The 13,038-nt window shown below is 72.2% G+C and carries 11 protein-coding genes; 8 read left to right on the forward strand and 3 right to left on the reverse strand.

Going from position 1 to position 13,038, the window contains the following annotated elements:
* Positions 1-127: 127 nt before the first annotated feature.
* Positions 128-343, forward strand: coding sequence for an I78 family peptidase inhibitor (locus tag ACH4VO_RS14860; protein WP_360986606.1), 216 nt, complete (start codon positions 128-130; stop codon positions 341-343).
* An 81-nt stretch (positions 344-424) separates the two neighbouring features.
* Here the strand turns inward: ACH4VO_RS14860 and ACH4VO_RS14865 are convergent, their stop codons facing one another.
* On the reverse strand, positions 425-1,501 hold the full coding sequence (locus ACH4VO_RS14865; protein WP_360986603.1) for a phosphatase PAP2 family protein: 1,077 nt from the start codon (positions 1,499-1,501) through the stop codon (positions 425-427).
* Between the two features lie 513 nt (positions 1,502-2,014).
* Here ACH4VO_RS14865 and ACH4VO_RS14870 point away from each other — a divergent pair.
* Positions 2,015-3,778, forward strand: a complete 1,764-nt coding sequence (locus ACH4VO_RS14870; protein WP_360986600.1) for an MFS transporter — start codon at positions 2,015-2,017, stop codon at positions 3,776-3,778.
* Positions 3,779-3,848: 70 nt separating this feature from the next.
* Positions 3,849-5,069, forward strand: coding sequence for an acyl-CoA dehydrogenase family protein (locus ACH4VO_RS14875; protein ID WP_360986597.1), 1,221 nt, complete (start codon positions 3,849-3,851; stop codon positions 5,067-5,069).
* Positions 5,070-5,250: 181 nt separating this feature from the next.
* Here the strand turns inward: ACH4VO_RS14875 and ACH4VO_RS14880 are convergent, their stop codons facing one another.
* Positions 5,251-5,691: a cell division protein SepF gene (locus ACH4VO_RS14880; RefSeq protein ID WP_360986594.1), complete on the reverse strand. Its 441-nt coding sequence runs from the start codon at positions 5,689-5,691 to the stop codon at positions 5,251-5,253.
* 304 nt (positions 5,692-5,995) lie between these two features.
* Here ACH4VO_RS14880 and ACH4VO_RS14885 point away from each other — a divergent pair, with 304 nt between their 5' ends.
* The 3 genes from ACH4VO_RS14885 (at position 5,996) to ACH4VO_RS14895 (ending at position 9,057) form a co-directional block, all read left to right on the forward strand.
* On the forward strand, positions 5,996-7,195 hold the full coding sequence (locus tag ACH4VO_RS14885; RefSeq protein WP_360986591.1) for a DUF5685 family protein: 1,200 nt from the start codon (positions 5,996-5,998) through the stop codon (positions 7,193-7,195).
* A 228-nt stretch (positions 7,196-7,423) separates the two neighbouring features.
* Positions 7,424-8,248: a DUF1684 domain-containing protein gene (locus tag ACH4VO_RS14890; protein WP_360986588.1), complete on the forward strand. Its 825-nt coding sequence runs from the start codon at positions 7,424-7,426 to the stop codon at positions 8,246-8,248.
* 329 nt (positions 8,249-8,577) lie between these two features.
* Positions 8,578-9,057, forward strand: coding sequence for a hypothetical protein (locus ACH4VO_RS14895; RefSeq protein ID WP_360986585.1), 480 nt, complete (start codon positions 8,578-8,580; stop codon positions 9,055-9,057).
* A gap of 189 nt (positions 9,058-9,246) precedes the next feature.
* On the opposite strand, the gene ACH4VO_RS14900 is transcribed toward ACH4VO_RS14895, so the two are convergent.
* Complete coding sequence (locus tag ACH4VO_RS14900; protein ID WP_360986582.1) at positions 9,247-10,176, reverse strand: DUF4231 domain-containing protein; 930 nt, start codon at positions 10,174-10,176, stop codon at positions 9,247-9,249.
* Between the two features lie 212 nt (positions 10,177-10,388).
* Here ACH4VO_RS14900 and fxsA point away from each other — a divergent pair, with 212 nt between their 5' ends.
* Positions 10,389-10,553 (forward strand): FxSxx-COOH cyclophane-containing RiPP peptide, encoded by a 165-nt coding sequence (fxsA, locus tag ACH4VO_RS14905; RefSeq protein ID WP_360986579.1) that lies wholly within the window; start codon positions 10,389-10,391, stop codon positions 10,551-10,553.
* Between the two features lie 198 nt (positions 10,554-10,751).
* Entirely contained in the window at positions 10,752-13,031 is a 2,280-nt protein-coding gene (fxsBH, locus tag ACH4VO_RS14910; protein ID WP_360986576.1) for a radical SAM/SPASM protein FxsBH, inactivated beta-hydroxylase extension form, read from the forward strand.
* Positions 13,032-13,038: the final 7 nt, after the last annotated feature.

Genomic DNA, 13,038 nt, shown 5'->3' on the forward strand with positions numbered 1-13,038 from the left:
CGGGTTCCCGGTACACGTGTGTGGGAGACCTGTGACACAGGCGTGACCGCGTAGGTACATGTGTATGTACGGCGGCCTCCCCGCCGCCGCCTTCCGCCACGGTCGGAGGCGCTCTACGGTGAGAGGTATGGCACCTGTACCGACACCACCCGCCCAGCCGGCCGACAGGCCCGAGTCGTACGTCGGCCTCGACGCCGCGGCCGCCGAGCGGCAGGCCAGAGCGCGGGGCTGGAGCACGGTCCGTGCTCTCCCGCCCGGCACGGTCATCACCATGGAGTTCGTCTCCGGACGGATCAACTTCGAGGTCGAGGCCGACGCCGTTACCCGCTGCTGGGTCGGCTGAGCCGGCCCCGGATCTGCTGAAGGCCCCGACATCCGTCGGGGCCTTCAGCAGGGGGCGGGCAGCCGTGCGTACCGGGCCGGGTCAGGGGGCGACCGGACCGCCCGTCACCGGCCGGGTCTGGGCCGTACCGGCCCGGGGGGTGCGGTCCGCGTGCGGCGGGCGGCGCGAGCCTCCCGGGGTGAGCGGCGTCCTCTCCGAACGCACCGCGTGCGGGGGGTGCGCCCTCGACCGGCCGACCGCCCCCGCGTGCCCGGCCGGTCCCTGCGGCTCCGCCGCCGTACGCCCGGTCCCGGGGCCCTTCGGGCCGGGGGAGGAGCCCGGGGGAAGCCCGCGGGAGGCCTCGGCCGCGGCCTCCGCCGCCAGGTCCCCCAAAGTCCGCGGCCCGAGCACCGGAGCGGGTGCGTCCGGCGCGGACGCCCGGTGCCTGCGGCGCTCACGCCACTGCTCGCGCACCGAGAGCACCCAGATCTCCGTACGGGTGATCAGCGGCTCGAACCAGGGCAGGGCCAGCAGGATCAGCAGACCGGCGGCCCAGCCCAGCAGGACGTCGCTGAGCCAGTGCGTGCCGATGTAGACGGTGGTGAGCCCCACGCCCAGGGAGACGAACGCGGACAGGGCCGAGAGATAGCGCCGGGCGCGCGGCGTGGTGGCCAGATAGGCGAGGATTCCCCAGGTCACGACGGCGTTGGCGGTGTGTCCGGAGGGAAATATATCGCCACCGGCGAAGAGTTCCGCGGAGCCGATCTGCGTGGCGTAGTGCGGGCCCAGCCGCCCCAGGCCGAGCTTCACGGCGCCCACCGTCACGTTGAGCAGCAGCAGCGAGGTGCCGAGCGTCAGAAGGGGGCGCAGCGTGTGCTGGCGCCAGGAGCGCCAGCCGAGCCAGGAGGCGACCATCACGGCCGTGGGGCCACGCTGGCCCAGCACGACGTAGTAGTCGAGGAAGGCGTGGAGTTCCGGCCACTGCTGGTAGGGCCGGAACAGCATGACCTTCCAGTCCAGGGCCACCAGCCAGGAGGAGACGAGCACGGCGACGACGATGGCGAGATAGAACGCCAGGGTCCCGCCGAAGAGAGCGATGCGGTGACGGCTCATCCGCGGGATCTCTATCTTCGGCGGTTCCGGCTCCCGGTCCAGACGGGCAAAGATGTCGGTACGCACACATTGGACGTTACAGCGAGTGAGTGAGCGATCCTGCCGTTCCCGCGTCTTTGTGATGACGATGTGATGTGGACTTTGTCTCGGAACGGCATCCATTCCGCGCGCTCGGGAGAAATCATCCCGGACCGGCTGCCTATTCGCCAGGGTCACCGATCGCAGAAATGTTTGATACCCGAAGAGGCGCTCCGGCCGACTTCTCTCCGTATTCGTCCAGCCATTCGGAGGGGTGGAAACGGACGGCCGACGGGACGGCTCCGGCACCCCCGCGCCGTGGCCGCCCCACCGCGCCCACGCCGTCCCGGAGTCCCCGCGCGGACCCCCTCACGCGGGATCCGGAGTGGCATACACCACACTTCGGTGCGGTCGGGCGTATGAGATGGACCACGTCTGACCACGAGGAACTCGCGTACGCTGACGGCTCACTCGCCCATCGATGCCGGGCCTGGGGGACGCGGAGCACGGGTCTCCGGTAGGTCTGCCGAGCGCGGGGGACTCATTGTGGGAGGTACGTACATGTCTGGGACGTCCACGGTCATGGCCCGGCTGCGCGCGGCAGCCGGCGGCGCCGACCCCAACCGCTGGGCCGTCCTCGTCGTCCTCTGCCTCAGCCTGCTGCTCGTCGCCCTCGACGCGACCGTGCTGCACGTCGCCGTCCCCGCCGTCACCGAGGACCTGCGGCCGAGCGCCGTCGGCCTGCTGTGGATCGTGGACGCCTACCCGCTGGTCTGCGCCGCGCTGCTGATCCTCTTCGGCACGCTCGGTGACCGGATCGGCAGACGCCGCGTCCTGCTGTGCGGCTACGCCCTGTTCGGTGTCGCCTCCGCACTCGCCGCCACGGCCGGCACCCCTGCCGTACTCATCGCGGCGCGGGCCCTGCTCGGGGTCGGCGGCGCCATGATCATGCCGGCGACCCTCTCGATACTCCGGCAGGTCTTCCCCGACCGGCGGGAGCGCGCCCTCGCCATCGGCGTCTGGACGGCGGTCGCCGCCGTGGGCGCCGCCACCGGACCGGTCATCGGCGGCTTCCTCGTCGAGCACTACTGGTGGGGATCCGTCTTCCTGATCAACGTCCCCCTCATGGCCGTCCTCCTGCCGCTCGGACGCCGGCTGCTGCCCGAGTCCCGCGGCGACGGCGACGGCCCGTGGGACGTGCTCGGCGCGCTGATGGCGGCGGCGGCCGTCCTCGGGGTGGTACTCGGCATCAAGCGCGTCGGCGGCGGGGAGGGCCTCGGGGACCCCGCCTCCCTCGGGCCGCTCGTCGCCGGCGCCCTGCTGCTCGCCCTCTTCGTGCGCAGGCAGAAGCGCCGTACGCATCCGCTGATCGACATCGCGATGTTCTCCCGGCCTGCCTTCACCACCGCCGTCGGGTGCATCGTCCTGGCGATGCTCGCCCTGGTCGGGCTGGAGCTCATCGCCGTCCAGTACCTCCAGCTCGTCCTGGACCTCAGCCCGCTCGAGACCGGGCTGCGGCTCCTTCCGCTGACCTTCGCCGCGATGGCCGCCGGCGCGACGGGTTCGTACACGCTCAGCCGGGTCGGCCCCCGGCGGATGGTGGGCTGGGGGTTCGTGCTCACGGCCGCGTCCGTGCTGCTGCTGACCCTGATGGGCCAGCACGACCGGCCCGCGCTGCTCACCGTCGGCTTCGTCCTGCTGGGGTTCGGCCTGCAGTCCACGCTCTTCGGGGCGTACGAGTCGATGCTGAGCGAGGTCCCCGCCGAACGGGCCGGCGGCGCGGCCGCGATAGGCGAGACGTCGTACCAGCTCGGCGCGGGCCTGGGCATCGCCCTGCTCGGCAGCGTGATGAACGCCGCCTACGCGCCCGGTCTCTCCCGCCTGCACGAGGAGGGGGTGCCCGCCGCCGCGGGATCGGCGGCGGCACACTCGCTCGGCGAGGCCTACCAGGTGGCGGGACGGCTGGGCGGTCCCGCTGGCGACCTGGTGCGGAACACGGCCCGGCACGCCTTCGTCGACGGTCTTCACGTCACGCTGCTGGTCAGCGCCGGTCTGCTGCTGCTCGGCGCGCTGGCGGCGCTGAGGCTGCCGCCTGTCATGGACTGTCCGCCTGCCGGAGCGGGCTGCCGGACGCGCGCGCCCGAGGCGGCGGGGCTCCCGGCGCGGGAGCAGGCGGACCACCGCCCGGCTCCGGCCGTCACCGGACCGCGGTCCGGATCCCGCCCGCTGCCGGCGCAGGGCGGACCGGAACGAACCCGGGGCCCCCAGCTGCCGGGGCGCCGCGAACCCGCCGAGGCCACGGGCTCTGGACGCCCGCACCGGTGAGCCGTAACGTCGGCACGAGGCTGTAACTACCGCTGCTAGTTTTCTACCGCGAGCCGCCGGAGGCACCCACATGTCCACCCCCGAGACCGCGAAGCCGTCGAAGCTGCCCGCCTTCGATCCCCGCGACCCCCTCGGTATCGACGACCTCCTCGCACCGGAGGACCTCGCCATCCGCGACACCGTGCGCGCCTGGGCGGCCGACCGGGTCCTGCCGCACATCGCGCAGTGGTACGAGAACGGCGAACTCCCCGGCATCCGCGAGCTGGCCCGCGAACTGGGCGCGCTCGGCGCGCTCGGCATGTCCCTCAGCGGATACGGCTGCGCGGGCGCGAGCGCCGTCCAGTACGGCCTGGCCTGCCTGGAACTGGAGGCGGCCGACTCCGGGATCCGCTCCCTGGTCTCCGTCCAGGGGTCCCTCGCCATGTACGCCATCCACCGCTTCGGGTCCGAGGAGCAGAAGCGGCGCTGGCTGCCCGGCATGGCGGCCGGCGAGACCATCGGCTGCTTCGGGCTCACCGAGCCGGACCACGGGTCCGACCCCGCGGGCATGCGGACGTACGCCGCGCGCGAGGGCGACGACTGGGTCCTCACCGGCCGCAAGATGTGGATCACCAACGGCTCGGTCGCGGGGGTCGCCGTCGTCTGGGCGCAGACCGACGAGGCCGGTGGCGGCTCAGGCATCCGCGGGTTCGTGGTGCCGACGGACAGTCCCGGATTCTCGGCTCCGGAGATCAGGCACAAGTGGTCGCTGCGCGCCTCGGTCACCAGCGAGCTGGTCATGGACGGCGTACGGCTGCCCGCCGACGCCGTCCTGCCCGGGGTCATCGGCCTGCGCGGCCCGCTCAGCTGCCTCGGCCACGCCCGGTACGGCATCGTCTGGGGGGCCATGGGCGCGGCGCGCGCCAGCTTCGAGGCGGCGGTCGACTACGCGAGGACCCGCGAGCAGTTCGGCAGGCCCATCGGCGGGTTCCAGCTGACCCAGGCCAAGCTGGCCGACATGGCCCTGGAACTGCACAAGGGAATCCTGCTCGCCCATCATCTGGGCCGCCGGATGGACGCCGGAAGGCTTCGCCCCGAGCAGGTCAGTTTCGGAAAGCTCAACAACGTACGGGAGGCGATCGAGATCTGCCGCACCTCGCGCACGATCCTCGGCGCCAACGGGATCTCGCTGGAGTACCCGGTGATGCGGCACGCGACGAACCTGGAGTCGGTGCTCACCTACGAGGGCACCGTGGAGATGCACCAGCTGGTGCTGGGTAAGGCGCTCACCGGCCTGGACGCCTTCCGCTGAGGGCCGTCCGGCCGACCCGGCGACCCGGCCCGCGGCCTCGGAGGCGGGCGTACCGGAGGCGGAGGCCGTCCGCACTCCGGGTGGGTGCGGGCGGTGCGGCCACGGCGAGCGGCCGCGGTTGTCGCCGAGCGCTCGCCCGCAGTGGCGGGACGGCTCCCGGAGACGTCCGGCGGGCCCCCGGTCAGCTCTGGTTGAAGAAGCCGTCGGCCGGACGGCCGCCGGGCTCGCCGTTCACCACCTGGGTGTGGGCGGGGGTCAGCAGGAACACCCGGGTCGCCACGCGTTCGATCGAACCGCGCAGGCCGAAGGTCAGTCCCGCGGCGAAGTCCACGACGCGCTTGGCGTCGGTGGGATCCATGGCCGTGAGGTTGACGATCACGGGTACGCCGTCCCGGAAGAGCTCGCCGATGCCGCGCGCGTCCCGGAAGCTGTCCGGGGTGACGGTGGCGATCCGGCGGCCCGTGTCCACGGCCTTCTCGGAGGCCACCTGCACACGAGGGTCGGTCACCCAGGGCTGGTTCGTACCGGTTTCTGCCTCCTCGGAGTACTCGTCGTCGTAGTACCGCTCGTCGTTGTCCTCCACGAGGCCCAGCCAGGCACTCGCCTTGCGCACCGATCCCATGGACGCCTCCTCTCACCGCGGTTCGTTGGTGTTCCGCATCTCTTTCCTATCCCTATGGTCGTCCATGATGCGGATGCTGCGCCAAGGGGATAGTCGTCGCGCGCGCGATTCGTGACGTGACTGGTGCAGAACATGTGGCGATTCGTCAGGGTTCAAGCGCTATGGGCGGGTTGCGGAAGGAAAATATGATGCGCCCGTCCGTACGGGTGACCTGGGGGACGTACGGGTGAACGGGTCACTCGATACGATGCACGCCACGCACGCGCACATGTGCGGCGTCAGGTGAGCGGCTCGGGGGATCGTCGTGTTCGGAATAGTGAGGCCCTGTACCCATCGGCTGTCCGAAGGGCTCAAGACGGAGTGGATGGCCCATCTCTGCGGGCTCTGCCTCGCCCTCCGGGCGGATCATGGGCAGTTCGCCCGGATCGTCACGAACTATGACGGTCTGATCGTCTCCGTCCTGACGGAAGCTCAGACGGAGCGCACCACCGGGCAGCGGCGCACCGCCGGACCGTGCCCGCTGCGCTCCATGCGAACGGCTCCGGTCGCCCGCGGGGAGGGCGCCAGACTCGCCGCAGCCGTGTCCCTCGTGCTGGCGTCGGCGAAGGTACGCGACCACGTGGCCGACCGGGACGGGCTGTTGAAGCGCCGCCCGGTCGCCGCGGCGGCCCGCCGGGTCGCCGCCGGCTGGGACCGGGCGGGCGCGCGCACCGGTGCCGAACTGGGCTTCGACACAGCGGTGCTGGTCGACGCCGTCGACCGGCAGACCGGCATCGAGTCCCTCGCCGGACCCGGCACCTCCCTGCTGGCGGTCACCGAACCCACCGAGACGGCGACCGCCGCCGCCTTCGCGCACACCGCCGTCCTCGCGGGCAGGCCGCAGAACGCCGCGCCGCTCGCCGAGGCCGGACGGCTCTTCGGGCGGCTCGCCCACCTGCTGGACGCCGTCGAGGACAGGGAAGCTGACGCCGCGTCGGGCGCCTGGAACCCCCTCACCGCGACCGGCACCCCGCTCGCCGAGGCCCGGCGTCTGTGCGACGACGCCCTCCACGGGGTGCGCCTCGCGATGCGGGACGCGGAGTTCACCGACGCCGCACTGGCCCACGTCCTGCTGGTCCACGAACTGCGGCGCTCCGTTGACCGGGCGTTCGGATCCACATCCTGCTCGCACCGGCCGGACGGGCAGCCGACGGCGGCGTACGGTCCCCAGCCGGGCAATCCGTACGCCCCGGCGCCGGGCGGACCCTCCGGCCCGCCGCTGCCGCCCGAGCCCCCGCGCAACCGGCGCGGCCTGATCACCGGATGCCTGGTGTGGACAGGGCTCGCCTGCACCTGCCAGATGTGCTGCCGCGGCACCTTCCACGACCCCTGGAGCGGCCAGGAGCGCGAAGGCCTCTGCCACAAGTGCGACTGCGGTGACTGCTGTGACGGCTGTGAATGCTGCGGCAACTGCTGCAGTTGCTGCGGTGAGGGTGACGGCTGCGACTGCGGGTGCGACTGCTGAGCCGGCTTCCGCCGCCCCGGGGGCGCCGGGTCCCGGGCGGCGAGGTCTGCGATGCCCTGGTCCCCGCCCGGCCGGTGCCCCACGTCGGCGGGACGCGGACGTGGGTACCGTCCGCCCCGGGACCGTTGACCGCGGCCCGGAACGCCGGCGCCGGCGGGGTGCCGCTTCCGGGATCCGTCCTCAGGTCGCACCTCGGACCGGCGGAACCCGTATGGAAAGGTTGACCGCATGAGCACGGACGCACAGGACGACAGCCGGGGCAGCCGGGCCGGCGAAGACCTCCGGGCGTGGCAGCGCTGGCACGAGGAGCGCATCGTGGCGGTCGCCGCACCGCACGGGCCGCTCTCGCTCACCGGCACCCACTGGCTCTCCGACCACCCGGACGGTCGCATTCCGGGCGTGCCCGGGCTGTGGATCGCGGGCGACGACGGGGTCGTCCTCACCGCCACCGCCGAGGACGGGCTGACCGTGGACGCGAGGCCCGTGGACGGTGACGTACGGCTCACCGCCGACCGCGGGCCGATCGGCGCGTCGCGGGTGGCACTGGGCGAGCGGAGGCTGGTGGTGCTGAGCCGCGAAGGCCTCTGGGCCGTGAGGGACTTCGACCCGCAGTCACCGGGCCGGCGCCGCTTCAGGACCATCGACGCCACTCCGTACGAGCCGCGCTGGTCCCTGGACGGCGTCTTCCGGCCGTACGACGCCGAGCGGACGGTACGGGTCGGCAACGCCGACGGGCGCGAGCGTGGGCTGGGCCTCAGCGGCGAGATCGCCTTCACGCTGGAGGGCGTCGAGCACACGCTCCAGGCCGCGGTGGAGCCCGACGGATCGCTCTGGGCCGTGTTCGCCGATGCCACCAGCGGGGACAGCAGTTACCGCTTCCGCTTCCTGCGGCCGGGGGCGCCCGACGCACAGGGCAGGGTGAACGTCGACTTCAACCGGACGCTGCTGCCGCCCTGCGCCTTCGCCGACCACTTCATCTGCCCGCTCCCGCCGCCGGGCAACACGCTCACGGCCGCGGTCCCCGCAGGGGAGCGGAACCGTATCGACGACTGACGGGACCACCCGCGGGCGCCGGGCCGCAGGCCGTCGCCCGTGGGCGGACGGCCTCATCCCCGGCGGCGGCGACCGCATCCCCGGGGCCCGGGCTTGCTCCGGCCAGGCCGCCGAAGCGCTCAGCGCGTACGGCGTCGGCGCGTACGGACGCCGGGCACCTTCGCACTCCCGTGAGCCCCCGCCGATTCCCGGCGAGGGCTCCCGTTCGGCCCGCGGCCTTTGAGAAGATGTCGAAACGGTCGGTCGCAGAGGTAGCACGGGGGCGGACGCGGTGCCCGCCGGAGGCCTGTCCTCCGGGCCCCCGCAGACACCCAGGGGGTTCCAGGTCCGTGAAACGCATCGGAGTGACCGGTCACCGATCCATTCCCCCGGAGGCCCACCCGCACGTGCTGGAGGGGATCCGGGCGGTGCTCCGCGCGGCGGGAGGATCCCTGGAGGCACTCTCCAGCCTGGCGGTGGGGGCCGACCAGATCTTCGCCGACCTCGCGCTGGCGCACGGCGCCGAACTCACCGCCGTTATCCCCAGCGGCGACTACGAGGCATGCTTCGCCGAGGCCGCCGACCTGGCGCGCTACCGCACGCTCAAGGCCAGGGCCGTACGCGAGGTCCGGCTCGACTTCGCGCACTCCACGGACGAGGCCTACTACGCTGCGGGCGCCTACATCGCCGACCACTGCGACCGGCTGCTCGCCGTCTGGGACGGCAGGCCCGCGCGCGGTCTCGGCGGCACCGGCGACATCGTCACGTACGCCCGCTCCCTCGGCCGGCCCGTCACCGTCATCTGGCGCGACGGCGTGGAGCGGAGCTGACCGGCCGAGCGCCGGCGCGCCCCGGACGGAGCGGGAGCCCTCGGCACGGTACGGGGAAGGGTACCGAGGGGTCCGTGCCCGGGCCGGGCCGGGCCCGGTCCGGGACCGGCGCCCGCCGTCCGGCCCGAGGTCCGGCAGCGGCGCCGGCCCGGGTCCGGGCGCCGGCCGGTACCGGCCGGGGACTCCGGCTCACATCCGGTGTCTGGCCAGCCAGTCCGTGTGCTCGGGCGAGACGATCCGCTCGGTCTCGAAGACGGCTGCGGCCCACTGCCGTTCGGTCAGCGTGGTCTCCATGGCGGCCTGCATGTTCTCCAGGTCCTCCTCCACCAGCGAGTGTGCGGACACCAGCGGATGATGGCGGCGCGTCTCGTTCCAGGCGAGACAGGCCGCCGCGGCAGCGGAGAACGACCCGGTCAGCGCGAACGAGTCCCCCGTCCCGAAGGTCTGCAGCGCGGCGAGGGCCAGGGCCGGCAGCGTCAGCACGGCGATGGTGCCCGCCCAGACGACCGCACCCCGCCGGGACACCTGCCTGCGCCTGCGGTACCAGCGCCGCTGCTCGATGAGCCGGTCCCGGATGTAGGTCTCCTTGCGTACGGTGAACGCCCTGTCCCGTAACTCCCGCATGGACGTGGTGATGAGGCCCTCGCCCGCGTCCGTCATCGCGTCCCGGGGGTCCACCCAGCCGACCTTCCGCAGCTCCTGGAGGCCTTCCTCGAGCCGGTTGGCGAACACCGCCTCCGGATGCAGGGTGCCGGTGTCGAAGGGCGATCCGTGGACCGCGTAGCGCCAGCAGTTGGACTTGATGAACTCGGCTGCGGACCGGTTGAGTTGCCAATGCGACTTTGCTTTGCGCCGCGAGGCGACGAACGTCGCGATCAGGACACCCAGGTAGGCCAACACCGCTATAGAATCAAGGAGTTGGACGCCGCCGGCCACCTCGACGTGCCAGGGCAGGGCGGCGGGCACGGTGCCGACGACGAGCAGGGCGAGCTGGCCCCGGGTGGTGTTCAGTGCCTCACGCTGGCGCGCGACGGCGACGGCGTCGGTGTGGTGGAAGAGTGCGGGCAGATCAGCGCTCCTGAAGACCATGCTCTGCAACGGTCCGGGAATCGCCGTCATGATCACTCCTGTATTCGATGTAGTGGTCACCCGGTACTCGGAATGAATGGGTTGCCGCGCATGTGGAGCAGTCTTCGAAATCACCCGGGTTACGGCCGAACGCGCTGAGTTGCGCACCGGGGCCATGAGAGTAAAGTCGTGCCGCCGGACACTGCAATGGTGCAGGTGCCGGTGCAGTTTCCGTGTCCGGAACGAGCCCCTCAAGGACGGCCGTGAAGACCTACGAATCCCCCCAGAACTTCGCTGTTGCGAAGCGTCGTGTCCCGCTCGCCCAGATCGACGTTTCCGGCAGCGCCGCCGCCGAGAAGCTCGGGCGGGTGCTCGCGACGACAAGCGGTCGCCCGACGCGGTCCTCGACGTTCAACTCCGCGCTGTAATCATTCCGCTGCGTTCGCTGGCCAAGGGCTGTCCCGCAATTCCCGGCGGGCGCGCGACGACAGCTACGGCACCTCGCCGCGTTGTCGGAACGTCCCCATACATCCAGTATGCGGACGCTCCTCCGCCTTGCTATGCACCGCATCTGACGCCGCTCGCTGATCCACCGGGAATCCCGGGACAACCCTTAGAATGGCGGAATGACAGGACCCGCGGTCCCATTCCGCGAAATCGTTCTGAAGGTCCATAGCAGGTGCGATCTCGCATGCGATCACTGCTATGTCTACGAACACGCAGATCAGAGCTGGAGAACCCGGCCCCGAGCTGTTTCCGATCACGTCATCGCCCGGACGGCACAGCGCCTCGCCGAGCACGCCGAGACGCACGCACTGCCCTCCGTGTCAGTGATCCTGCACGGAGGGGAGCCCCTGCTCGCCGGCCCCGCCCGTCTGCGCCGGGTCTGCGAAGAGTTCCGCAAGGCCCTGTCGGACATCGCCGATCTGGATCTGCGGATCCACACCAACGGCCTCCAGCTCAGTCCCCGCTACCTGGACCTCTTCGACGAGTTCGGCGTGAAGGTGGGCATCTCCCTCGACGGCGACCGTGCGGCCAACGACCGGCACCGGCGCTTCGCCGACGGACGCAGCAGTCATCCCCTCGTCCTGAAGGCCGTCGACCTGCTGCGGCAGGAGCGCTACCGCCATCTCAACCTCGGGCTCCTGTGCACCATCGACATCGAGAACGACCCTCGCGCGGTCGTGGACGCCCTCACCGAACTCGACCCCCCGGCCGTCGACTTCCTTCTGCCGCACGCCACCTGGGACGAGCCCCCGCCCCGCCCGGACGGGTCGCCCACGGCCTACGCCGACTGGCTCCTCGCGGTCTTCGACCGCTGGCAGGAGCAGGGCGCCACGGTGCCTGTGCGGCTGTTCTCCTCGGTCCTCTCCACGCTGCGCGGCGGACCCGGTCTGACGGAATCCCTCGGCCTCGCCCCCACGGATCTGGTGGTGGTCGAGACGGACGGTCAGCTGGAGCAGGTCGACTCCCTCAAGACCGCCTACGAGGGCGCGGCGGCCACCGGATTCGACGTGTTCTCGCACTCCTTCGACGAGGTCGCCGCCCACCCGGGGGTCCGGGCGCGCCAGCTCGGTCTGGCGGGCGTCAGCGAGACGTGCCGCCGGTGCCCCGTCGTACGCTCGTGCGGTGGCGGGCTCTACGCGCACCGGTACAGCTCGGCCCGTGAGTTCGACAACCCCTCCGTCTACTGCGCCGATCTGGAAGCGCTGGTGCGGGGAATCAGCGCCCGCACGGCGTCGTCCGTGGCGCCCGCGCTGACGGACCGGCGAGAACTGACCGCCGCGCAGCACGACCTGACCCGCACGCTCCTGGCCCGCCTCCACGAGGCACTGGGCGGCAGGGGCGGCGCCCGGTGGGACGAGGCCTGGGAGCTCGCCGGGGCGGTGGAGGCGACGGACGAGGGTGCCGAAGGCCTCGACCGGGTACTGGCCCATCCGTACACGCGCACCTGGCTGCTGGACGTGCTGGAGGGACTGGACGCCGACCGGGACGACGCGGTCGACGGTGCGCTACGGCTGCCCTCGTACGTCGCCGCCGCCGCGGTGCGGGCCGGACTGGACCTCACCGTGGAGGTGGGCTACCGCGAGGGCGGTCTCTTCCTGCCCACGCTCGGCGAGTTGTGGGTCGGAGGGCCGGGGGAGGCCGGTTCGGTGCGGGTTCGCGCCGCCGGTGACGGCTTCGTGGTCCGCGCGGGCGACGGAACCGAGACGAGGGTGTCGCCGGGAGCACACAGCCCGCGGTGGCTGCCGGTGCGGCACATCGATCCGGGCGGCAGCGAGGGCCCGCGCCTGGCGCTCGACGACCTGGACCCCTACCGCGACTGTTTCACCGCTCCCGCCGCGCCCCGGCTGGGGCGGGCGGAGGCCGGCCGGTGGAGCGCGGCCGTCACCGAAGCGTGGAAGCTGCTGCGTGACGCCGCGCCCGCAGACGCGGCCGACGCCGCCGGGGGCCTCACCACGATCACCCCCCTCGTGCCCGGACGGAACGCCAAGCGGCCGCACGGCTACGGGACGGTGGGACTCATGACGGCCGGAGACCCGCGGGAACTGGCGCTCGGGCTGCTGGGCGGGTTGCGGCGCAGCCGGCTGCGGGCGCTCCTGGACGTCACGGACCTGTACGCGCTGGACGGAGCCTGGACGTACCGGCCACCGTGGGACCGGAATGCCACGGTTCCGTTTTCCGGACTGCTGGCCGATACGTATGAGCGAGTGGGGCTCGCTTTCGTCGATCCCGCATTTCTGGACGGCGTTCCGCAGGCCCTCGACATGCTGGAATCGGCCGCCGAGCCGACTCTCGGCGGAATGCGGCTCCTGGAGTCGCTCCGGGAGGAGGCGGGTGGTGCACATGGGACAAGGGGGAGGAACGCCCCCATGAATGCCGTAGAAGAAGAACGCCCTCGCTGAAACGTGG

The sequence above is a fragment of the Streptomyces sp. NPDC020780 genome, assembly GCF_044334475.1.
Lineage (GTDB): Bacteria > Actinomycetota > Actinomycetes > Streptomycetales > Streptomycetaceae > Streptomyces.

Bases quoted from the DNA above. Each gene is read 5' to 3' on its own strand.
- ACH4VO_RS14890 (WP_360986588.1), top strand. From the start codon at position 7,424: ATGAGCACGGACGCACAGGACGACAGCCGGGGCAGCCGGGCCGGCGAA.
- fxsBH (WP_360986576.1), top strand. From the start codon at position 10,752: ATGACAGGACCCGCGGTCCCATTCCGCGAAATCGTTCTGAAGGTCCAT.
- ACH4VO_RS14870 (WP_360986600.1), top strand. From the start codon at position 2,015: ATGTCTGGGACGTCCACGGTCATGGCCCGGCTGCGCGCGGCAGCCGGC.
- ACH4VO_RS14880 (WP_360986594.1), bottom strand. From the start codon at position 5,691: ATGGGATCGGTGCGCAAGGCGAGTGCCTGGCTGGGCCTCGTGGAGGAC.
- ACH4VO_RS14875 (WP_360986597.1), top strand. From the start codon at position 3,849: ATGTCCACCCCCGAGACCGCGAAGCCGTCGAAGCTGCCCGCCTTCGAT.
- ACH4VO_RS14860 (WP_360986606.1), top strand. From the start codon at position 128: ATGGCACCTGTACCGACACCACCCGCCCAGCCGGCCGACAGGCCCGAG.
- ACH4VO_RS14900 (WP_360986582.1), bottom strand. From the start codon at position 10,176: ATGACGGCGATTCCCGGACCGTTGCAGAGCATGGTCTTCAGGAGCGCT.